Below are 22332 nucleotides of genomic sequence, written 5' to 3' on the forward strand. Positions count from 1 at the left end.
GAGCGTCAGCCGGGAGGCCACTGCATGCCGCGGCCGCCCAGGATGTGGGCGTGCGCGTGGAACACGGTCTGCCCGGCGCCGGAGCCGGTGTTGAAGACGACCCGGTACCCGGTCTCCACGAGCTTCTCGTCCGCGGCGACGTTCCCCGCCTCGCGGAGTATGTCGGCGGCGACCTCCGGCGCGGCGGCGGCGAGCGAGGCGGCGTCCGGGTGGTGGAGACGCGGGATGACGAGGACGTGGGTGGGCGCCTGCGGGTTTATGTCCCGGAAGGCCACGGTGGTCTCGGTCTCCCGGACGATGGTCGCCGGGACGTCACCCGAAACGATCTTGCAGAACAGGCAGTCGGGCTGCGGTTCTCCCGCCATGGGCTCGGCTCCTCGGTCGGTGCTGGTCGCTGTGGGGTGGTGATCGTTGCACGGCATGGTATCCGGGCGGCCGCCACCGCCCGCGAGCCCGGGTGGGGGCACGGGAGGTCGACGCCCGGAACGGGTCGGGGCGACCGGGCGGTCCGGGCCGGAGCTGCGGTCCGGACCGCCCGGGGAGGCGCTACGCCCCCGGCCGTTCCGGCGCGCGCTTGGCCGGGGTCTCGGCCAGCGACGCCAGCGCGATCCTGATCGCCTCGTCCAGCTGCGGGTCGCGCCCCGCCGCGTGGTCCTGCGGGGCCATCACGACCTCGACGTCGGGGTCGACCCCGTGGTTCTCCACGCCCCAGCCGTGGGTCTCGAACCAGAACGCGTACTTGGGCTGGGTGACCAGCGTCCCGTCGACGAGGGAGTAGCGGCTGTCGATGCCGACCACACCGCCCCAGGTACGGGTGCCGACCACCGGACCGATGCCCAGCGCCTTGATCGCGGCGTTCACGATGTCGCCGTCCGATCCGGAGAACTCGTCGGCGACGGCGACCACCGGGCCGCGCGGCGCGTCCTGCGGGTAGCTGGTGGGCCGCATGCCGCGCGGCACGTCCCAGCCGACGACGCGCCGGCCGAGCTTCTCCACGACCAGCTGCGAGGTGTGGCCGCCGCGGTTCTCCCGGACGTCCACGACCAGGCCCTCGCGGGCCACCTCGACGCGCAGGTCGCGGTGGAGCTGCGCCCAGCCGGAGCCGACCATGTCGGGGACGTGGAGGTAGCCCAGGCGTCCGCCGGACCGCTCGTGGACGTACGCCCGGCGGTCGGCGACCCAGGCGTGGTAGCGCAGCGCCTCCTCGTCGGCGACGGGAACGACGACGACATGGCGCGGGTCGCCGCCGTCCACGGGCGAGACGGTCAGTTCGACCGGCTTTCCGGCCGAGCCGGTGAGCAGCGGTCCGGGTCCGGCGACCGGGTCGACGGGATGTCCGTCGACGGCCAGGATCGTGTCCCCGACGCGCGCCGCCACCCCCGGTGCCGCGAGCGGCGAGCGGGCTTCGGGGTCGGAGGTCTCGGACGGCAGGATGCGGTCGATGCGCCAGGCGCCCTCGTCCGTACGGGAGATGTCCGCGCCGAGCAGTCCCTGGCGGGCGTTCTCGTCGCGCCACCAGGCCGGGGGCCGCACATAGGCGTGCGAGGTGCCGAGTTCGCCCTGCACCTCCCACAGCAGGTCGATCAGGTCGTCATGGGTGGCGACGCGGTCCAGCACCGGGCGGTAGCGGTCCAGGACCGCGTCCCAGTCGACGCCGCCCATGTCGGGGCGCCAGAAGTTGTCCCGCATGACGCGCCCGGCCTCGTCGTACATCTGGCGCCATTCGGCGGCCGGGTCGAGGGTGCGGCGGATCCTGGTGAGGTCGACGGTGACGCTCGTGTCGCCGTCGTGGTCGTCGTCCCCGGCCGGGACCCGGCTGTCGGACGGTACGACGCGCAGCTTGCCCCGGGTGTGCAGGACCAGGCGCCTGCCGTCGCCGCTGACCGCGAAGGCGCCGACGTCGGAGGCGAGTTCCTCGCAGCGCAGCTTCTCCAGGTCGTACCGCTCCAGGACGGTCTCGGGCTCGCGGGAGTCGGGGGTGGCGCCGCTGGTGCCGAGCACCCCGGTCACCGGGTGGCACAGCCACAGCAGCCCGTCCTTCGCGGCGCGCAGCGCGGAGTACCTGGCGGCCTCGACGGGCACCGGCACGATCCGGTCGGCGAGCCCTTCGAGGTCGATGCGGGTGACGGGCAGCGCGGTCGGGTTGTCCTCGCCGTCCCCGCCGCCCTTCTCCTTCTCGGTCGGGCGGCCGTGGCGCTGCGGCCCGAACGGGGAGGGCGTGGTGGCGGCGAGCGTCAGCAGGTGCGGGCGGCAGGCGCCGATGAACGCCAGGTCGAAGACGTGGGTGTCGTAGATCGGGTCGAAGGACCGCTCGGAGAGGAACGCGAGGTGCTTGCCGTCGGCGGTGAACGCGGGGGCGAAGTCCCGGAAGCGCAGCGGGGTCGCCTCGGCCACCGACAGGTCGGCGAGGTGCGCCAGCTTGAGCTGGCGGAGCGGGTCGGGCCCGGGGTGCGACCAGGCGAGCCAGGCGGAGTCGGGCGAGAAGGCCAGACCGGAGACGTCGCCGTGTTCGCTGCGGTCCACCTCGTGGACCTCGCCGCTCTCCCGCTCGACGAGCAGCACCCGCCCGTCGTGGGAGGCGACGGCGAACCTGCTGCCGTCCGGCGCCGCGGCGAGGCCGAGCACCCGGCCCAGGCGTCCCGCGGCGAGGCGGCGCGGCACGGCGCCCGGCGCGATGCCGGTGGCGGGGGCGCACTCCAGGGCGTCGTCGCCCTCGGCGTCGGTGACCCAGACGACGTGCTGGTCGCCGTCGGCCTGGAAGGTGCGGGGCAGCCTGGCCCGTACGCCGGGTTCGACGGCGAGCGCGCGGACCGGGCCGTCGCGGTGGGTGACCCAGTGGACGGCGCCGCGCGTGGCGACCGCGCTGCCGCGGCCGGTGCGGTCCGGGGACGCGCTCTCCAGGTGGCCGCCCGCGTGCAGGGGGTGCGGCTGGAGGTCGGCGCGCTGGCCGCCGAGCCGGATGTCGAGGCGGCGGGGCTCGGCCCCGTCGAGGTCGTCGAGCAACCACAGTTCACCGGCCGACGCGTAGCAGACGCGGGTGCCGTCGGTGGTCGCGTGCCGGGCGTAGAAGCCCTCGATGCCGGTGTGGCGGCGCAGGTCGGAACCGTCGGGGAGGGAGGAGTAGACCGCGCCGACTCCCTCGTGGTCGGAGAGGAACGCGATGCGTCCCCGAGCTCCCGACTCCGCCCGAGCAGGGGAGACCCCGCTGCCCACCCACATCGGGGCCTCGATGTTGCCGTCGAGGTCCTCGTGGACGCGTATGAACTCCGCGGCCCCGTCGGCGGATTCCGGTCGCTCCTCCCGTTCGATCCACAACTTGCCCGCGGTGCCGCCCCGGTAGCGCTTCCACGCGGCGGCCTCGCGCCCCATGGTGGCCGAGAGCAGCAGGACCCGTCCGCCGGGGCCGTGTGCGACGGAGCCGACCGGCCCGTACGGCAGGGTCCGCGCGGGCCCGCCGTCGACCGGGACGGCCCTGGCCCAACTGCGTCTCAGCGACGCCTGGTCGTACGCGCTGATGGCCAGTACGTCGCCCTCCGGCGTCCAACCGCGCACGGAGGTGGTGGCGTCGCCCCAGTGGGTGAGCCGCCGGGACGGGCCGCCGTCGACGGGGGCGACGTGCACCTCGGGTGCCCCGTCCCGGGTGGACGTCCAGGCGACCCGCGTCCCGTCGGGGGATATCCGCGGGTGGGTGACGGGCCGGTTGTCGGCGCTGACGCGCCAGGCCCGGCCGCCGTCCAGCGGTGCCAGCCAGACGTCGTCCTCGGCGGTGAAGGCGATCACATCGCCCTGGACATGGGGGTATCGGAGGTAGGCAGACTGCGTCACACCGATCACCCTAGGCCGCGGGCGTGCCCGGCGGTACCGGGTTGGCCGGAGTGCGTCGGAGCCCTCGGCGGCCCACCGCGCCGGTCACCGGGCCCTGTCGTCGAACTGCCGTCGTCCGGCCGGGGCCGGGCCGTGCGGCGTCCGGTCGTGCGAGCGCGAGGCGGGGGACCGGCCTCGCACCGGACCTAGTGCCGCTCCCGGCACCAGGAGGACGACTCCGACGGCACCGCGAGCGTGTCCGCCAGGCGCCGCACGGCGGACGGCAGTTCGACGACAGGGCCTGACGCCTGTTGCCGAACGGCTCGGAGGATCGCGCAGCACCTCGTGCGCGGGATCGACATGCACGGTCGGTCGACAGGAAGCCGGACCGGAGCTGCCCTCGGTGCGTCGGATCAGGCCGGAAACCAGCGCTGACCCCGTTCTGCGACAGGCTTCAGCCCCAGGGTGCACCGGTCACCGTGACCGTCACGGTCACCGCGGGCCGGGCGCCGCCCTGGCCGCTGTTCCCGGGCGGATACACCGCACCGGACGTGGGTCTGGCGTCGCAGTCGCCGAGCACGTCCGTCCGGAACACGTCCCTGCCGTCGGCCCGCGCGGTCAGGTCGCCCCGCACGCACCGCCCGTCGAGGGCCTGGGTCACCTTGCCGCTGAGCGAGATGTCCTGTCCGCTCCCGGTCCTTCCGGTGCACTCGACGTGCCCGGTCCGGGGCAGGGAGGCGGCCGGCGAACCATTCACCGTCCCGCCCCCGTCCAGGCGGTCGACACCGGCCGAGCAGCTCAGCCAGCGCACGTCGACCCCGTTGCGCTGCAGGGCGCTGGTGCCGGTCCGGTCGGTGGTCACGGCGATGGAAGCGGAGTTCAGACCGCCCGCCGGGTCACAGGCGACGAGCCCCGCGACCGCCGCGCCCGTGAGCGCGGACGCGGCCAGAAATCGACGGATTCCGCTACGACAGCATGCCCTTGTTGTCCCCATACGGGCAGCTTCCCACCGTTCGATCGCAAGACGGTAGACGGCTCGCGGCCCCTTCGGGGGTGGCACCGGCGCGCGGGAGGGCGCTCACGACCAGCGGCCGGTGCGCCCCATCAGCAGGGCCGTCGCCGCCGTTCCGGCCGTGGAGGTGCGCAGCACGCTCGCGCCGAGACGGCAGGTGCGGGCTCCGGCCTCGGCGAAGGCGGCCAGTTCGTCCGGGGACACGCCGCCTTCGGGACCGACGACGAGCACGATCTCGCCCTGGGCGGGGAGTTGGACGGTGGCCAGCGGCTCGCTGTCGTGGTCGCGGTCCTCGTGCAGGACGGCGGCGAAGTCCGCCGTCCCCAGGAGCGCGGCGACCTGTTTGGTCGTCAGCGTGTCCGCCACCTCGGGGAATCGCACCCGGCGCGACTGCTTGCCCGCCTCGCGGGCGGTGTTGCGCCATTTCGCGAGGGACTTGAGGCCGCGCTCGCCCTTCCACTGGGTGATGCAGCGCGATGCCTGCCAGGGCACGATCGCGTCGACGCCGGTCTCCGTCATCGTCTCCACGGCGACCTCGCCCCGGTCGCCCTTGGGCAGCGCCTGGACGACGGTGATCCGGGCGGCGGGCGGCGGCTCCTCATGAATCCCCGTCAGATCCATGACCACGAGCCGGTCCTTGCCCTCGGCGGCCCTGACGACACCCTCCGTCCAGCGGCCCGCGCCGTCCGTCAGCACGACGTCCTCGCCGGGGCGCAGCCGCTTCACCGAGACGGCGTGCCGCCCTTCGGGCCCTTCCAGCACGAACTCCGGCCCGTCGGGGACCTCTTCGACGACGAAGACCGGTGCGGTCATCGCGTGCCCCCCGCGTTCAGTGCCGCCCGCGCGGCGCCCAGTTCCTCGACGAGGAGGCCGACCAGCCGGCCGGCGGGCACCTCGCGTGCCATCCGGTGTCCCTGCCCCGCCCACAGGGCCATGCCCTGGGCGTCCCCGGACGTGGCCGCCGCCTTGCGCAGTCCGGCGGTCAGGTAGTGGATCTGAGGGTAGGCGGCGGGGGCGTACGGACCGTGCTCGCGCATGAAGCGGTTGACCAGCCCGCGGGCGGGACGGCCGGAGAACGCCCGGGTCAGGGCGGTCCCCGCGAACAGCGGATTGGTCAGCGCCTGCTTGTGCAGCGGGTTCGCGCCGGACTCGGGGCAGACGAGGAACGCCGTGCCGAGCTGCGCCGCCCGGGCGCCCGCGGCGAGCACCGCGGCGATCTGGGAGCCGCGCATCAGTCCGCCCGCGGCGACGATCGGCAGCTCCACGGTCTCGCGGACCTGCGCGACCAGGGAGAGCAGGCCGATGCCGGTGCCGTCGTTCAGCGGGTCGTCGCGGTGGGTGGACTGGTGGCCGCCCGCCTCCACGCCCTGCGCGCAGACCGCGTCGGCGCCCGCCCACTGGGCCGCCTGGGCCTCTTCGGGCGTGGTCACCGTCACGACGGTGTACGTGCCGACGTTCGCGAGCGCGTCGAGGGTGTCGCGGGTCGGGCAGCCGAAGGTGAACGAGACGGCCGGGACGGGATCGTCCAGGAGGACGGCGAGCTTGGCCTCGTAGCCGTCGTCGCCCCCGCCGGCGTCCGGGTCGCCGAGCGGGGTCTCGTACCAGGCGCCCTCGCCCGCGAGCTGATGCCGGTACACGTCGACGGCGCTCGGGTCGGCGAGGTCGGGCTGCGGCATGAAGAGATTGACGCCGAAGGGCCGGCCGGTGAGCGTGCGCAGCCGCTTGATCTCGTTGTACATGCCGTCGGCCGTCTTGTACCCGGCGGCGAGGAAGCCCAGCCCACCCGCTTCCGAGACGGCTGCGGCGAGTTCCGGACGGGACGTACCGCCCGCCATGGGGGCCTGCACGATCGGATACCGGCAGAGATCGGTCAACACGGATGACATGACCGCATCGTGTCACGTCCGGCGCGCCCCGGCGTGCGCGGGACGCGACCGTGCGCCGTTCCCCGTCGGACGGAGAACGGCGCACGAGGTCCGCGGAAGCCCGCGCCGGGCCGCTCGACGACCCGCGCGGGGCCCGTCAGCGGCCGTTGAAGGCGTCCTTCAGCCGGGAGAACAGCCCCTGCTGACCGGGCTGGAACTGGCCGGTGGGCCGCTCCTCGCCCCGCATCTTAGCCAGTTCGCGCAGCAGTCGTTCCTGCTCCGGGTCGAGCTTCGTCGGGGTCATCACCTCGACGTGCACGACCAGGTCGCCGCGTCCGCCGCCCCTCAGATGGGTGATGCCGCGTCCGTGCAGCGGGACCGACTGGCCGGACTGGGTGCCGGGCCTGATGTCGACCTCCTCCAGGCCGTCGAGCGTCTCCAGCGGCACCTTCGTGCCGAGCGCGCCCGCCGTCATGGGGATCGTGACGGTGCAGTGCAGATCGTCGCCGCGGCGCTGGAACACCGGGTGCGACAGTTCGTGGATCTCCACGTACAGGTCGCCGGCCGGGCCCCCGCCGGGGCCGACCTCGCCCTCGCCCGCGAGCTGGATGCGGGTGCCGTTGTCGACACCCGCCGGGATCTTCACGGTGAGCGTGCGGCGCGACCGGACGCGGCCGTCCCCGGCGCACTCCGGGCACGGGGTCGGCACGACCGTGCCGAAGCCCTGGCACTGCGGACAGGGCCGCGAGGTCATGACCTGGCCCAGGAAGGACCGGGTGACCTGGGAGACCTCGCCGCGCCCGCGGCACATGTCGCAGGTCTGGGCGGAGGTGCCGGGAGCGGCGCCCTCGCCGCTGCACGTGGTGCAGACGACGGCCGTGTCGACCTGGATGTCCTTGGTGGTGCCGAACGCCGCCTCGGCGAGGTCGATCTCCAGCCGGATCATCGCGTCCTGGCCGCGCCGGGTGCGCGAGCGGGGCCCGCGCTGCGACGACGTACCGAAGAACGCGTCCATGATGTCGGAGAAGTTGCCGAAGCCGCCCTGTCCGAAGCCGCCCGCGCCGCCACCGCCGCCGGAGGCGGACAGCGGGTCGCCGCCGAGGTCGTAGACCTGCTTCTTCTGCGGGTCCGACAGCACCTCGTAGGCGGCGTTGATCTCCTTGAACCGCTCCTGGGTCTTCGGATCGGGATTCACATCCGGGTGCAGCTCGCGGGCGAGCCTCCGGAATGCCTTCTTGATCTCGTCCTGGGACGCGTCGCGGCGCACGCCGAGTACGGCGTAGTAGTCCGTGGCCACTTACGACTCCGCCAGGATCTGTCCGACGTAACGTGCCACTGCGCGTACCGCTCCCATCGTTCCGGGGTAGTCCATGCGGGTCGGTCCGACCACGCCGAGTTTGGCGACTGCCTCGCCGCCCGAACCGTAGCCGACTGTGACGACGGACGTGGAGTTCAGTCCCTCATAGTCGTTCTCGTGCCCGATGCGTACGGTCATGCCCGAGTCCGTCGCCTCGCCGAGCAGCTTCAGCAGCACGACCTGCTCCTCCAGCGCCTCCAGCACCGGCCGGATCATCACGGGGAAGTCGTGTCCGAAGCGGGTGAGGTTGGAGGTGCCGCCGATCATCAGGCGCTCCTCCGTGTCCTCGACCAGGGTTTCCAGCAGGGTGGAGAGCACGGTGGAGACGGTCCCCCGGTCCTCGCTCTCGAAGGATTCCGGCAGGTCCTGCACCAGCTGCGGGACGTCCGGGAATCGGCGCCCGACGACCCGGCTGTTGAGACGGGCCCGCAGATCGGCCAGCGACGTCTCACCCATCGGGGCGGGGCAGTCGATCATGCGCTGTTCGACCCGGCCGGTGTCCGTGATCAGCACGAGCATCAGCCGGGCGGGGGCCAGCGACAACAGTTCCACGTGCCGCACCGTCGACCGGGTCAACGAGGGGTACTGCACGATGGCGACCTGCCGCGTCAGCTGCGCGAGCAGCCGGACGGTGCGGCTCACGACGTCGTCGAGGTCGACCGCGCCGTCGAGGAAATTGTGGATGGCACGGCGCTCCGGCGACGAGAGGGGCTTGACGCCCGCGAGCCTGTCGACGAAGAGCCGGTAACCCTTGTCCGTCGGGATACGCCCGGCACTGGTGTGGGGCTGGGCGATGAAGCCCTCGTCCTCCAGCACCGCCATGTCGTTGCGGACGGTGGCCGGGGAGACCCCCAGCTTGTGCCGCTCGGTGAGCGCCTTGGAGCCGACCGGCTCCTCGGTGCCCACGTAGTCCTGAACGATGGCGCGCAGCACTTCGAGTCTGCGTTCGCTGAGCATCGCGCGCACCTCCAGGTAGCTGGTTCAGCGGTGGTTCCCGGGCCGTACCCGATTTCCTTCCCCAGGGATCCGCCTGGCACTCTGTCGGCGCGAGTGCCAGCCATCCCCCGGTCAGTGTACGGCGGCCGACTGGGGACCTAGCAAGGGCGACCGGCCACGTGATCGCAAGACCGTACCGGTCCGCTGCCGATAGCGTCCCGGTATGGACACCTCTTGGGAAGAGTTCGGCTGGGAGCGGATCGGTCACGGTACGGGACGGCGCCGCCTGCCCGGCTGGGACGCGACGACCGCGCTGGTGGCCGGGGCGGAGGGCGTGCTGCTCGTCGACACCGGGTCCACGCTCCGCGAGGGGGCCGGGATCCGGGACGGGGCACGGGCCCTGCTCGGCCGGGAGGTGACGCATATCGCACTCACCCACCCCCATTTCGATCACGTTCTGGGCACCGCGGCGTTCCCGGGTGTCCGGGCGGCCGCGGACGCCCCGGGCTCCGGGGACGTCCCGGTGTACGGGGCGGCCGGCACGGCGGACCTGCTGAGGAGCGGAAGCGGGGCGGCGGATCTGCGCTCCGACGCGGTACGCCACGGGGTGCCCGAGCACGAGGCGGCCGGCGCCGTCGCCGCGCTGGTGGCACCGGATCACGAGGTGCGCGACGAGCGGACGGTCGATCTGGGCGGCGGCCGGCGCGTATTGCTGGCGAATCTGGGCCCCGCGCACAGCGGCCACGATCTGGTGGCGGTCGTGCCGGGCTCCCCCGCCGTGGTGTTCTGCGGCGATCTGGTCGAGGAGTCCGGTGAACCTCAGGCGGGCCCGGACGCGGTCCCGGCCCGCTGGCCGGCCGCGCTGGACCGGCTGCTGGCACTGGGGGGCGAGGACGCGGTGTACGTCCCGGGGCACGGGACGGTGGTGGGTGCCGCGTTCGTCAGGGACCAGCGCGACCGGCTGGCGGCGCTGTACGGGGGACGCACGGGCCCCTGAAGGCGGCGGGAGGGCGGGCCTCGCGGCGTGCGAGGCGGGCCCCCTCGGCGTGTCGCGGTCCGTTCCCGTCCTATCGTCGTCCGATGCGCAGCTACCAGCCGGACCTGACCCCGCCGTGGAAGAGGTCCGCCCCCGTTCCCGAGGTCCCCGCCGAAGCCGATCTGGTCGTGGAGGAGGTCTCCACCGGGTTCTGCGGTGCGGTGATCCGCTGCGAGAAGACGGCCCAGGGGCCGACGGTGACCCTGGAGGACCGTTTCGGCAAGCACCGGGTGTTCCCGATGGAACCGCGCGGCTTCCTGCTGGAGGGCAAGGTGGTCACGCTGGTGCGGCCGTCGGCGGCTTCACCGGCGCGCCCCGCGCGCACGGCCTCGGGCTCGATCGCGGTTCCGGGAGCGCGCGCCCGGGTCGCGCGGGCGGGGCGGATCTATGTGGAGGGCCGGCACGACGCGGAACTGGTCGAGCGGGTCTGGGGCGACGACCTGCGGATCGAGGGCGTGGTCGTCGAGTACCTGGAGGGCGTCGACGACCTTCCGGCCGTCGTGCGCGAGTTCTCCCCCGGCCCGGACGCCCGGCTCGGCGTCCTGGTGGACCACCTGGTCCCGGGCTCCAAGGAGTCCCGGATCGCGGAGCAGGTGTCGGACGCGAACGTGCTGGTGGTCGGCCATCCCTACATCGACGTGTGGGAGGCCGTGAAGCCGTCTTCCGTGGGCATCGCCGGCTGGCCGGTGGTGCCGCGCGGCCAGGACTGGAAGACGGGCGTGTGCCGGGCGCTGGGCTGGGAGGAGAACACCGGCGCCGCCTGGCAGCGCATTCTGTCCTCGGTGCGCTCGTACCGGGATCTGGAGCCGACACTCCTGGGCTCGGTGGAACACCTGATCGATTTTGTGACGACGCCCGAATGAATGCGTGACGGCCCCCGGATCCGGTCCCTCCGGCAGCTGAGGAGCGGGGCCCCTCAGTCCACCAGGTCCCGCACCACCGCGTCGGCCAGCAGGCGTCCGCGCAGGGTGAGCACCGCGCTCCCCCGTCCGTACGGCTCCCGCTGCAACAGCCCGTCCTCGACCGCACGGTCGGCCGCGGCCAGACCCTCCGGCTTCAGCAGGGACAGCGGGCAGCCGTCCGCGAGGCGCAGTTCCAGCAGGATCCGCTCGACCCGCCGGTCCTCGGTGGAGAGGATCTCGCGCCCGGCGCCGGGCGAGCGCCCCTCGGCCAGCGCCTGCGCGTACGCCCCGGGGTGCTTCACGTTCCACCAGCGCACGCCTCCGACATGGCTGTGCGCCCCCGGTCCGGCGCCCCACCAGTCGGCCCCGCGCCAGTACAGCTCGTTGTGCAGACAGCGGGCCTCGGGCGTGCGGGCCCAGTTCGACACCTCGTACCAGGAGAAGCCCGCCGCGGTCATCGCCTCGTCCGCGATCAGGTACCGGTCCGCGTGGGCGTCGTCGTCGGTCATCGGGATCTCGCCGCGCCGGATGCGCCGGGCCAGTCCGGTTCCCTCCTCGACGATCAGCGCGTACGCGGACACATGGTCCGGGCCGGCCCCGATCGCCGCGTCCAGGGAGGCCCGCCAGTCGTCGTCGGACTCGCCGGGCGTGCCGTAGATCAGGTCGAGGTTGACGTGGTCGAAGCCCGCCGCGTGCGCCTCGGCGACACACGCCTCCGGCCGTCCGGGGGTGTGCGTGCGGTCCAGGACCTTCAGCACGTGCTGCCGGGCGCTCTGCATGCCGAACGAGATCCGGTTGAAGCCGCCCTCCCGCAGTTCGGCGAGATACGCCGGACCGACGGATTCCGGGTTCGCCTCGGTGGTGATCTCGGCGTCGTCCGCGAGACCGAACTCGTCGCGGATCGCCCCCAGCATCCGGACCAGGTCCGCGGCGGCCAGCAGGGTCGGCGTCCCACCGCCGACGAAGACCGTACGGACCCGGCGCGGGTCGTCGCCGAGGACCTCGCGGGCGCGGCGGACCTCGCCGACCAGATGGGCGGCGTAGTTGTCCCGGGAGGCCAGGGCGCCGCCGGAGCCGCGCAGCTCGGTCGCGGTGTAGGTGTTGAAGTCGCAGTAGCCGCAGCGGGTCGCGCAGTAGGGCACGTGCAGGTAGAAGCCGAGCGGGCGGTCGGCGGCGCCTTCCAGGGCATGGCGGGGCAGCGCCCCGTCGTCGGGCACGGGTTCACCATCGGGCAGTACGGAAGGCATACCGCCCATTGTCCCCCGTCCGGCGGCATCGCCCGGCCATGCCCATGACGCGGGCCCGGAGGCATGCCCATGACGCACGACCGTGCCGGCGGGCGCCCGCGCTCACCCCGCCTGGAGCACCAGCAGCGCCAGGTCGTCGTCCGGCGGGCGCTCGGCGAACTCATGCACGGCCCGTTTGATCCGGTCCGCGATGCCGTCCGCCGACAGGCCCGTGCAGTCGGCCAGCGCCCGGGCCAGACCGTCCCCGTCGTCGAACATCAGCGTTCCGGACCGCCGCTCGGTCACCCCGTCCGTGACGCACAGCAGGCTGTCGCCCGGCGCCAGGTCGAAGCTCTGGCTCTCGTACGCGACGTCGTCGAAGAGGCCGAGCAGCATCTGCGGCTCGGCGGCCGGGCGCACCTCGCCGTCCGGCCGCAGCAGCAACGGCAGCGGATGGCCGGCACTGGCCAGGGTGCAGCGCACGCCGCCGTCCGGCAGCGGGACGAGCTCCCCGTACAGCAGGGAGAGGAAGCGGGACTGCCCGGTGTCCGCGGTCTGCTGGCCGCCCGCCGCGGCCACCATGAGGGCGGCCGCCTCGGCCGCCTCCATCGCGTCGTCGAGGAGCAGCCGGTTCAGCCGGTCCAGCACCTCGCCGACGCCGAAGCCCTCGCGGGCCAGCAGCCGCAGCCACGGCCGGGCCAGGCCGGTGACGACGGCGGCCTCGGGGCCGCTGCCCTGGACGTCGCCGAGGACGAAGCACCAGCGGTCGCCGGGGCACGGGAAGATGTCGTAGAAGTCGCCGCCGACGACCCCGTCGTCGCTGGGTTCGTACACCAGCGCGCTGGTCACCCCGGGTATGTCGGCGACCTTGCCGGGCAGCAGCGCCCGTTGCAGGATGCGGCTGATCGTGGCCTGCCTGGTGTAGGCGCGGGCGGCGCCGACGGCGAGGCCGACCCGGCGGACGAAGTCCTCGATCAGGGCGGTCACTTCGTCGGGGACGCGCCCCGCGCCCTCCCGGCCGAGGAGCACGGCGCCGAGCGTGCGGCCGCCCGATGTGATGCGGTAGGCGAGGGCGGCCCGGGCGTGCGCCTCCGGCTCCTCCCCTCCCCCTCCCTCCCCTTCCTCCTCGCCCCAGGGCCAGGGCAGGCAGACGGGACCGGTGCCGACCCGCTCGGGCAGCCGGATGGGGTCCTGTTCGAGCACCGTGCGCAGCGGCGCGGTCTCGGTCTCGTCCCGGTGCCAGACGCTGGCGAGCCGGGGCACGGCCACCGGGCCGCCGTTCTCCGGCTCCAGCCATATCGCGCACCAGTCGGCGAGCCTGGGCACCAGTAACTGTCCGGCGAGCGCCGCGACGATGTCCTCGTCGAGCTGACCGGCGAGCAGGTCCGAGGCTTCGGCGAGGAACGAGAGCGCGCCCCGGCCGGCCCAGTCCGCGTCGTCGCGCAGGGCGCGCCGGGCCGTGGGGGCGAGCAGTTCGGCGGCGCGCAGCCCGTGCTGGAACCCGGTCTCGGCGGACGGTTCGGGGAAGGGGTTCCAGTCGTCGACGGGGAGCCGGGCCCAGACGGTCTTGAGACCGGTGCGGTACGTGATGCCCCAGCGCTCGGCGAGGGTGCCGACGAGTTGGAGGCCGCGGCCGTACTCGGCGGGATCGGTGGGCGCGGCGAAGCCGGCGGCGGCCGAGTCGTCCGCCGGACCGCCGTCCTCCGGGCGTTCGCCGCGCACGGCGCGGGCGGGGTGATGGTCGGAGACCTCCAGCACCAGGGCCGCGGCCTCGTCCTCGGTGGCCTCCTCCAGCCGGCACAGCAGCTCGACGTTGGTCCCGGCGTGCACCACCGCGTTGGTGACCAGTTCGCTGGCGACGACCGAGGCGTCGTCGGCCAGCCGCTCGCTGACACCCACGGCCGCGGGCAGTCCGCTCCCGGTCCACTCGGTGAGCACGGCCCGCACGAACCGGCGGCCGGCGGAAGGGGCAAGGAGATTTCCGGGCAGAGATGTACGGGCCACCGGCCGCTCATCCGCACGGCCGACGGTGATACCGGGACGCTGAACGATGTCCCGCTGCAAGGGAATGGACCCCACGGCGCAGCTCCTGACCTGTTCTCGCTCTGGCTGTTCTCGTTGCTGTCTGTTCTCGCTGGAAGCCTCTGACGACACCGACAGACTGACAGATGGACCAGGTCCATAAGCGGCGAGTTGCCGAAGTGAGCGCAGAAGAATTCGGACCGGCCGCATGGCACGGCCGGTCCGAAAGCCCCTGTCACCGCACCCCGCGGGCCCGGATACCGGGCCTCACGGGGTGCGGTGAGGGGCCGTTGCGCCGGGCGTCCCGCGGATGCCGCCGCGCCCTGGCGAGATTGCGCGGTTACACCTCGCGGGCCCCCACGTACATGTCCTCGATGAGGTCCTTGTACTCGCGCTCGACGACGGGCCGCTTCAGCTTCAGACTCGGCGTCAGTTCGCCGTGCTCGATGTCCAGATCGCGGGGCAGCAGCCGGAACGTCTTGATGGTCTGCCAGCGTTGCAACCCCTCGTTGAGCCGCTGCACATAGCCCTCGATGAGCTCGACGGCCTGCGCGGAGGCCACCACCTCGGCGTACGGCTTCCCGCCCAGGCCGTTCTCGGCGGCCCAGCCGAGGATGGTCGGCTCGTCGAGCGCGATGAGGGCGGTGCAGTAGTTGCGGTTCGCGCCGTGCACCAGGATGTTCGAGACGAACGGGCAGACCGCCTTGAACCGCCCCTCGATCTCCGCCGGGGCGATGTACTTGCCGCCGGACGTCTTGATCAGGTCCTTCTTGCGGTCGGTGATCCGGAGGTAGCCGTCCACGGACAGTTCGCCGATGTCCCCGGTGTGGAACCAGCCGTCCGCCTCCAGCACCTCGGCGGTCTTCTCCGGCTGCCCGTGGTAGCCCTGCATCACGCCGGGGCCGCGCAGCAGGATCTCGCCGTCGTCGGCGATCCGTACCTCGGTGCCGGGAAGCGGCTTGCCGACGGTGCCGGTGCGGTACGCCTCGCCCGGGTTGACGAAGGAGGCGGCGCTGGTCTCGGTGAGGCCGTAGCCCTCCAGGATGTGGATGCCGGCGCCCGCGAAGAAGTAGCCGATGTCGGGGGCGAGCGCCGCGGAACCGGAGACGCAGGCGCGCAGCCGGCCGCCGAAGGCCTCGCGGATCTTGGCGAAGACGAGGGTGTCGGCGATCTTGTGCCGGGCCCCTAGGGCGAACGGGACGGAGGCCGCGCCGGTGCGCCGGAAGTTGTCCTGCGAGGCCACCGCGTACTCGCGGGCGACCCCGGCCGCCCACTGGAAGATCTTGTACTTCGCCCCTCCGCCGGCCCGTGCCTTGGCGGCGACACCGTTGTAGACCTTCTCGAAGATGCGGGGCACGGCGGCCATGTACGTCGGCTGGACGATCGGCAGGTTCTCGATGATCTTGTCGACCCGGCCGTCCACGGCGGTGACGTGACCGACCTCGATCTGACCGGAGGTGAGGACCTTGCCGAAGACGTGCGCGAGCGGCAGCCAGAGGTACTGGACGTCGTCCTTGGTGATCAGGCCGGTCGCCACGGTGGCCCTGGCCATGTACGACCAGCTGTCGTGCGGCAGCCGCACGCCCTTGGGGCGGCCGGTGGTGCCGGACGTGTAGATCAGGGTGGCCAGTTGGTCGGACGTGATGGAGGCGACCCGCTTCTCGACCGCGTCGGGGTGCTCGGCCAGGTACCGCGCGCCCCGGGCCTCCAGATCGGCGAGGGTGAGCACCCAGCCCTCGGGGTCGCCCTCGGCGGGTCCGGCGTCCTCGGGGTCGACGACGACGACATGGGCGAGGTTCGGCAGCCCTTCGCGGCGTTCGCGGGCCTTGGCCAGCTGCTCCGCGTTCTCCGCGATCAGCACCCGGCTCTCGGAGTCGGAGAGGATGAACGCCGACTCGTCCGCGTTGGTCGACGGATAGACCGTGGTGGTGGCGGCGCCCGCGCACATCACGCCGAGGTCGGCGAGGATCCACTCCACCCGGGTGCTGGAGGCGAGCGCGACCCGCTCCTCCGGCCGCACACCCAGGTCGATGAGTCCCGCCGCGATCGCGTACACCCGCTCGGCGGCCTCGGCCCAGCTCAGCGACTTCCAGTCATCGGGTCCCTCGCCGGTGGCCGAGGGGACCGGGTAGCGGTACGCCTCCCCGTTCGGAGTCGCCGCCACGCGGTCGATGAAGAGGTTCGCCACGGAGGGCGGTCGGTTCTCGATCTGGGTCTGTGTGTCGCTCACGACATCCTCCGGGCCTGCGGCAGTACTTCACGACCGGCTGCTGGTCGCTGCTGGTGGCTATGTGTGGCTGCTTGTTTCCTGCTGAGCTGTTCGTTTCCTGCTGGGCTGCTGTTTCCGTTCCCTCGGGCCGGCACCGCGTTCCTTCGTGCGTCCGCGTGCTCGCCGTCCCGTCCGGGCCGCGCGTCCACGTGGGGCGCACGTCCCGCGCGAGCCGGACACGTTCCGCGCGGCCGCGACACCCGTCCCCCGCTGCTCACCCCGCGCTACCCGGCCCCACTTGTTTAACTGGCGAGTAACTACGAGGCCGTGATCAGGGTAGAGCGCCCGCGTCCGCCGCGTAAGAGGCAAGGGGCCGCCGCTTCATAACAAACGGGCCCCCGTGTCGCGCGGTACGCCGCGACACGGGGGCCCGTCGGGGCCTCAGGAGTGCCACCCCCGGGCGGGGGAAGGGCGGGGGCTTACTTCTTGCCCTTGCTCTCCCCGCCCGACTCGTCCGTGGACAGCACCGCGATGAATGCCTCCTGCGGCACCTCCACGCTGCCGACCATCTTCATCCGCTTCTTGCCTTCCTTCTGCTTCTCCAGCAGCTTCCGCTTACGGGAGATGTCACCGCCGTAGCACTTGGCGAGGACGTCCTTGCGGATGGCGCGGACGGTCTCACGGGCGATCACCCGGGAACCGATGGCCGCCTGGATCGGCACCTCGAAGTTCTGCCGCGGGATCAGCTCGCGCAGCTTGGCGACCAGCCGCACGCCGTAGGCGTACGCCTTGTCCTTGTGCGTGACGGCGGAGAACGCGTCGACCTTGTCGCCGTGCAGCAGGATGTCGACCTTGACGAGCTGGGCGGTCTGCTCGCCGGTGGGCTCGTAGTCGAGGGAGGCGTAGCCGCGCGTCTTGGACTTCAGCTGGTCGAAGAAGTCGAAGACGATCTCGGCCAGCGGCAGGGTGTAGCGGATCTCGACCCGGTCCTCGGAGAGGTAGTCCATGCCGAGCAGGGTGCCGCGCCGGCTCTGGCAGAGCTCCATGATCGCGCCGATGAACTCGCTGGGCGCGAGGATCGTGGCGCGCACGACGGGCTCGTGCACCTGGTCGATCTTGCCCTCGGGGAATTCGCTCGGGTTGGTGACGGTGTGCTCGGTGCCGTCCTCCATATCGACGCGGTAGACCACGTTGGGCGCGGTGGCGATGAGCTCGAGGCCGAACTCGCGCTCCAGGCGCTCGCGGATCACGTCGAGGTGGAGCAGCCCGAGGAAGCCGACGCGGAAGCCGAAGCCGAGCGCGGCGGAGGTCTCCGGCTCGTACACGAGGGCGGCGTCGTTGAGCTGGAGCTTGTCGAGCGCCTCGCGCAGGTCCGGGTAGTCCGAGCCGTCCAGCGGGTACAGCCCCGAGAACACCATCGGCTTGGGGTCCTTGTAACCGCCCAGCGGCTCGTCCGCGCCCTTACTCTGGGAGGTGATCGTGTCACCGACCTTGGACTGCCGGACGTCCTTCACACCGGTGATGAGGTAGCCCACCTCACCGACGCCGAGGCCGTCGGCCGCGGTCATCTCCGGGGAGGAGACGCCGATCTCCAGCAGCTCGTGGGTCGCGCCGGTCGACATCATCCGGATCCGCTCGCGCTTGTTGAGCTGGCCGTCGACGACACGGACGTACGTGACCACACCGCGGTACGAGTCGTAGACCGAGTCGAAGATCATCGCGCGGGCGGGGGCGTCGGCCCGGCCGACCGGGGCCGGGATGTCCTGGACCACCCGGTCGAGCAGCGCGTCCACGCCGACACCGGTCTTCGCGGAGACCTTGAGCACGTCCTCCGGCTGGCAGCCGATGAGGTTGGCCAGCTCCTCGGAGAACTTCTCCGGCTGCGCGGCCGGGAGGTCGATCTTGTTGAGCACCGGGACGATGGTGAGGTCGTTCTCCATCGCCAGGTAGAGGTTGGCCAGCGTCTGGGCCTCGATCCCCTGCGCGGCGTCGACCAGCAGGATCGTGCCCTCGCAGGCGGCGAGCGAACGGGAGACCTCGTAGGTGAAGTCCACGTGGCCCGGGGTGTCGATCATGTTGAGGACGTGGGTGCGGCCCTGGTCCTCGCCCGTGGTCGGGGCCCAGGGCAGACGGACCGCCTGGGACTTGATGGTGATGCCGCGCTCGCGCTCGATGTCCATGCGGTCGAGGTACTGGGCGCGCATCTGCCGCTGGTCGACCACGCCCGTCAGCTGGAGCATCCGGTCGGCAAGGGTCGACTTGCCATGGTCGATGTGCGCGATGATGCAGAAGTTGCGGATCAGCGCCGGGTCGGTACGGCTCGGCTCGGGCACGTTGGTAGGAGTCGCGGGCACGCAGGGTCCTGATTCTTGAGACGCCGAACGCCGTGTCTCGGGTCGATGTCGGTTCGGTCGGATCGATACGTAGCCTCCATCGTCCCATGGTTGCGGGGCGGAGACCGGTTTGGGCCGGTCGGAGCGCGGCTGGTACCGTTGACAGCTGTGCTTCGCGACTCTCCCGGGCCACGGAGCACGCATCGAAGATCCAACGAACCTGAAAAGGCTCTTTCGTGGCGAACATCAAGTCCCAGATCAAGCGGAACAAGACGAACGAGAAGGCGCGCCTGCGCAACAAGGCCGTCAAGTCCTCGCTCAAGACCGCTATCCGCAAGGCCCGTGAGGCCGTCGCCGCCGGTGACGTCGAGAAGGCCACCACGGCCGCTCGCGACGCCTCCCGTGCGCTCGACAAGGCCGTCTCGAAGGGTGTCATCCACAAGAACGCCGCCGCCAACAAGAAGTCGGCGCTGGCCTCCAAGGTTGCCTCCCTCCAGGGCTGAGCTGTCTGAGATCCACCTGCCGGAACGGACCAGCGGGCCCTCTCTCCCGTCCCTGCCCGGCCCCCGCGCCGCACACCGAACCTGCGTTCGCCACGCGGGTGCGGCGCACCAGATGTGACCCGAGGGCCCCGGTCCCGCTCTTCCCCGGAGCGGGCCGGGGTCTTCGGCGCTCCCGTACTTCTCTGCGCTTCTGTACTTCTGTAGCTTCGGACTTTCTGAGCGCCCGGTGGTACGGCCTGTCGCGTGCCCGGTGGGCCGTTCCCGCGCTCCGCTCCCCGCGAGGTCCTGGTCCCGCTCCCTCGGAGGCTCTGCCCTCCCCGGCCCGGGCGGCGTCGTCGAGGCGCGGCCCGGATCCACGCCCCGGCCCAGGGTCCCCTGTGTGAACGTCGGCCGGCCCCGTTTTGGTGTTCGCTCCGGTCAGCGCCCGCGCCCGGCCCCGCGAACGACCGGCCGGCCCGTACCCGGCAGTGCCTCGAACCGGGTCCCGTGAACGGCCGGCCGTGTTGGCGCCTGTCGGCGCGTCCGTACCGGTCAGCGCCTCGACCGCGCCGCCCTGGCGACTGCCACGACCGCTTTCTCCAACGCGTACTCCGGGTCGTCGCCGCCGCCCTTCACCCCGGCGTCCGCGTCCGCGACCGCCCGCAGCGCCACCGCCACGCCGTCCGGCGTCCATCCCCGCATCTGCTGGCGCACCCGGTCGATCTTCCACGGCGGCATACCCAGCTCACGGGCGAGATCCGCGGGACGCCCGCCCCGCGCCGAGGACAGCTTGCCGATGGCCCGCACCCCCTGCGCCAGCGCGCTGGTGATCAGCACGGGCGCCACGCCGGTCGACAGCGACCAGCGCAACGCCTCCAGCGCCTCCGCCGCCCGCCCCTCCACCGCCCGGTCGGCGACGGTGAAGCTCGACGCCTCCGCGCGGCCCGTGTAGTAGCGCGCGACGACCGACTCGTCGATCGTGCCCTCGACGTCCGCGACGAGCTGCGAGACCGCGCTGGCCAGCTCCCGCAGATCGCTGCCGATCGAGTCGACCAGCGCCTGGCACGCCTCGGGGGTCGCGGACCGTCCCAGCGTCCGGAACTCCGACCGCACGAAGGAGAGCCGCTCGGCCGGCTTGGTCGTCCTGGGGCACGCGACCTCCCGCGCCCCCGCCTTGCGCGCCGCGTCCAGCAGGCCCTTTCCCTTGGCTCCGCCCGCGTGCAGCAGAACGAGGGTGATCTCCTCGACCGGATCACCCAGATACCCCTTGACGTCCTTGACCGTGTCGGCGGAGAGGTCCTGCGCATTGCGCACGATCACCACCTTGCGCTCCGCGAAGAGCGACGGGCTCGTCAACTCGGCGAGAGTGCCGGGCTGAAGCTGGTCGGGCGTGAGGTCGCGGACATCGGTGTCGGCGTCCGCGGCACGGGCCGCCGACACCACCTGCTGCACGGCACGGTCGAGGAGCAGGTCCTCCTGTCCCACGGCGAGCGTGACGGGAGCGAGCGGGTCGTCGGTGGAATTCCTTCTGGTGGCCATCGCCATCCAGCATCCCACGCACCACTGACACCGCTCGGCCTCCCTCCCCCGAAGGCCGCCGCGCAACGGCCGTACGCCTCCGCGGTGTACGTCGCTCACGGGTGCGAGGCGCCTCCGCGCAGGTCTCGCTCGCCCGGCTGCCGCACCGGGGTAACGGCATCGTGTGGATCCCGGGCACGAAGACCGGGCACATGAATGGCCGTTGGAGCCGCCCGTCGGAGCTGCCTGCCGGACGGGACCGCGCGGCGTACTCCGTACGGGAGAATGGGCAGGTGAGTGACGTGAGACATGTGCTGGTCCTGCCGGATCGCGACGCCGCGGAGGAAGTGGCCGAGGAACTCGGCGATCGTTTCGAGGTGGACGAGGAACCCCAGCTCGTACGTGACGCGCTGGCCGGCGAGGACGACGCCGAGGACGCCCAGTGGCTGGTGGTCGTGGAGGATCCCTCGGGGCGGCTGGACGCTTCGGCTCTCGACTCGCTCGCCGCGGAGCACGAGGGCTGGCTCGAGACCCCGTAGTGACGGTGGGGTGCGCCCCCTCCTGGTCAGCTCCCCTGTCCGGCCTTGGGGACGATCTGGATGTCCAGGTCGATGGAGATGCTGGAGCCGACGGCGGCGATGCCCCGGGCCAGCATGGTCTGCCAGGTGAGGGTGAAGTCCTCGCGGTGCAGTTCCGTGGTGGCCCGGCAGGCGGCGCGGGTCTCGCCCTCCAGACCACTGCCCAGGCCGAGGTACTGGGTGTCCAGTGTGATCGTGCGGCTGACGCCGTGCAGTGTGAGGGCACCGGTCACGCCCCAGCGGGTGCCGCCGCGGTGGACGAAGCGGTCGCTGTAGAACTCCATCGTCGGGTAGCGGCCGATGTCCAGGAAGTCGCTGGACCGCAGGTGGTCGTCACGCATCTGGACGTTCGTGTCGATCGACGCGGCGTCGATGACCACGTGCATGGCGGATTCCTCCATGCGGTCGGCGATCCGGACGGCACCCGCGAAGGTGTTGAACCGGCCGTGGATGCGCGCCATGCCGATGTGCCGGACCGTGAAGCCGATCTGCGAATGCGTCGGCTCCACCTCCCACTCGCCCGGTGCGGGGAGCTGCGGGGGCGCGGCGATCTGCAGGGTGATGTCACCCAGGCTCGCGTGGCCGCCCTCGACGACCGAGGCCGCGCCGTGGAACGGGGTGAAGCCCTCGGCCGTGACGGCCAGTCGGTACTCACCGGCCGGGACCGTGGCGAGGATGTTGCCGTACGGATCCGTCTCACCGCCGACGACCTTCCGGCCCGCGCCGTCCGTGACGACGAACTCGGCCTGCTGGACGGCATCGTTGACCGGGTCGAGCACGCGGCAGCTGAGCACTCCGGCGGTGTGCGGCACATCCAGCCCGGTGAGGGCGTTGCCACGCGGAACGTTCGTCGTTTCCCTGCTTCGCAGCCAGCGACCGAACATCTCTTGCCTACCCCCTCGGGGTGAGTCACCTTGGGGCCTGACTACTGGACATACGCGTCGGAGCACCGGCCCACCGACGAGCATGCATTCGACCACTCTTGTGGCGTTCGAGGCAAACGGAGCAGCTCGCAGGTGCTTGCGTAGAGGTGTTACCGAAGGTCCGAATTG

The 22332-nt window shown here is 72.3% G+C and carries 17 protein-coding genes; 4 read left to right on the top strand and 13 right to left on the bottom strand.

The genetic code is table 11. The features are described from left to right. Positions 1–5: 5 nt before the first annotated feature. From AB0E67_RS09365 to hrcA, 7 genes are all read right to left on the bottom strand, one after another. Entirely contained in the window at positions 6–365 is a 360-nt protein-coding gene (locus AB0E67_RS09365) for a histidine triad nucleotide-binding protein (RefSeq protein WP_073787482.1), read from the bottom strand. A 181-nt stretch (positions 366–546) separates the two neighbouring features. Beyond that, entirely contained in the window at positions 547–3825 is a 3279-nt protein-coding gene (locus tag AB0E67_RS09370) for a PDZ domain-containing protein (RefSeq protein WP_362023070.1), read from the bottom strand. A gap of 433 nt (positions 3826–4258) precedes the next feature. After that, positions 4259–4798 carry a hypothetical protein gene (locus AB0E67_RS09375; protein ID WP_362023073.1) on the bottom strand — a complete coding sequence of 180 codons (540 nt, stop codon included), beginning with the start codon at positions 4796–4798 and terminating at the stop codon, positions 4259–4261. Positions 4799–4882: 84 nt separating this feature from the next. Further along, complete coding sequence (locus AB0E67_RS09380) at positions 4883–5629, bottom strand: 16S rRNA (uracil(1498)-N(3))-methyltransferase (protein WP_362023075.1); 747 nt, start codon at positions 5627–5629, stop codon at positions 4883–4885. Next, the gene (locus AB0E67_RS09385) at positions 5626–6702 is read right to left on the bottom strand and encodes a nitronate monooxygenase (protein WP_362023078.1); all 1077 of its coding nucleotides are present in this window, start codon (positions 6700–6702) and stop codon (positions 5626–5628) included. Before AB0E67_RS09385 ends, AB0E67_RS09380 begins: the two co-directional genes overlap by 4 nt. Before the next feature lie 136 nt (positions 6703–6838). Beyond that, positions 6839–7978 carry a molecular chaperone DnaJ gene (dnaJ, locus tag AB0E67_RS09390; RefSeq protein ID WP_351519866.1) on the bottom strand — a complete coding sequence of 380 codons (1140 nt, stop codon included), beginning with the start codon at positions 7976–7978 and terminating at the stop codon, positions 6839–6841. Next, entirely contained in the window at positions 7979–8995 is a 1017-nt protein-coding gene (gene hrcA, locus AB0E67_RS09395; protein WP_362023081.1) for a heat-inducible transcriptional repressor HrcA, read from the bottom strand. A 202-nt stretch (positions 8996–9197) separates the two neighbouring features. On the opposite strand from hrcA, the gene AB0E67_RS09400 reads away from it, so the two are divergent. Both AB0E67_RS09400 and AB0E67_RS09405 read left to right on the top strand, forming a co-directional pair. After that, on the top strand, positions 9198–9971 hold the full coding sequence (locus AB0E67_RS09400; protein ID WP_362023083.1) for an MBL fold metallo-hydrolase: 774 nt from the start codon (positions 9198–9200) through the stop codon (positions 9969–9971). Positions 9972–10054: 83 nt separating this feature from the next. After that, positions 10055–10873, top strand: coding sequence for a DUF3097 domain-containing protein (locus AB0E67_RS09405; protein WP_362023086.1), 819 nt, complete (start codon positions 10055–10057; stop codon positions 10871–10873). 53 nt (positions 10874–10926) lie between these two features. Here AB0E67_RS09405 and hemW read toward each other — a convergent pair whose 3' ends face one another. The 4 genes from hemW to lepA all read right to left on the bottom strand — a co-directional run bounded on the left by hemW (position 10927) and on the right by lepA (position 18723). Beyond that, a complete protein-coding gene (gene hemW, locus AB0E67_RS09410; protein ID WP_362023089.1) occupies positions 10927–12168 on the bottom strand; it encodes a radical SAM family heme chaperone HemW in 1242 nt (413 codons plus the stop codon). Between the two features lie 93 nt (positions 12169–12261). Next, entirely contained in the window at positions 12262–14202 is a 1941-nt protein-coding gene (locus AB0E67_RS09415) for a SpoIIE family protein phosphatase (protein WP_362023613.1), read from the bottom strand. A gap of 298 nt (positions 14203–14500) precedes the next feature. Continuing rightward, complete coding sequence (locus AB0E67_RS09420; RefSeq protein ID WP_362023091.1) at positions 14501–16390, bottom strand: AMP-dependent synthetase/ligase; 1890 nt, start codon at positions 16388–16390, stop codon at positions 14501–14503. Between the two features lie 458 nt (positions 16391–16848). Further along, a complete protein-coding gene (lepA, locus tag AB0E67_RS09425; RefSeq protein WP_362023094.1) occupies positions 16849–18723 on the bottom strand; it encodes a translation elongation factor 4 in 1875 nt (624 codons plus the stop codon). A 215-nt stretch (positions 18724–18938) separates the two neighbouring features. Between lepA and rpsT the strand changes: the two genes are divergently transcribed. Further along, a complete protein-coding gene (gene rpsT, locus AB0E67_RS09430) occupies positions 18939–19205 on the top strand; it encodes a 30S ribosomal protein S20 (RefSeq protein WP_073787504.1) in 267 nt (88 codons plus the stop codon). 531 nt (positions 19206–19736) lie between these two features. Here the strand turns inward: rpsT and holA are convergent. After that, on the bottom strand, positions 19737–20723 hold the full coding sequence (gene holA / locus AB0E67_RS09435) for a DNA polymerase III subunit delta (protein WP_362023097.1): 987 nt from the start codon (positions 20721–20723) through the stop codon (positions 19737–19739). Positions 20724–20995: 272 nt separating this feature from the next. On the opposite strand from holA, the gene AB0E67_RS09440 reads away from it, so the two are divergent. Beyond that, on the top strand, positions 20996–21241 hold the full coding sequence (locus AB0E67_RS09440) for a hypothetical protein (protein WP_362023100.1): 246 nt from the start codon (positions 20996–20998) through the stop codon (positions 21239–21241). A 26-nt stretch (positions 21242–21267) separates the two neighbouring features. Here the strand turns inward: AB0E67_RS09440 and AB0E67_RS09445 are convergent, their stop codons facing one another. Continuing rightward, positions 21268–22164 carry a YceI family protein gene (locus AB0E67_RS09445; RefSeq protein WP_362023102.1) on the bottom strand — a complete coding sequence of 299 codons (897 nt, stop codon included), beginning with the start codon at positions 22162–22164 and terminating at the stop codon, positions 21268–21270. Positions 22165–22332: the final 168 nt, after the last annotated feature.

Origin of the sequence: Streptomyces sp. NPDC032161, assembly GCF_040636995.1 — a bacterium.
Lineage (GTDB): Bacteria > Actinomycetota > Actinomycetes > Streptomycetales > Streptomycetaceae > Streptomyces.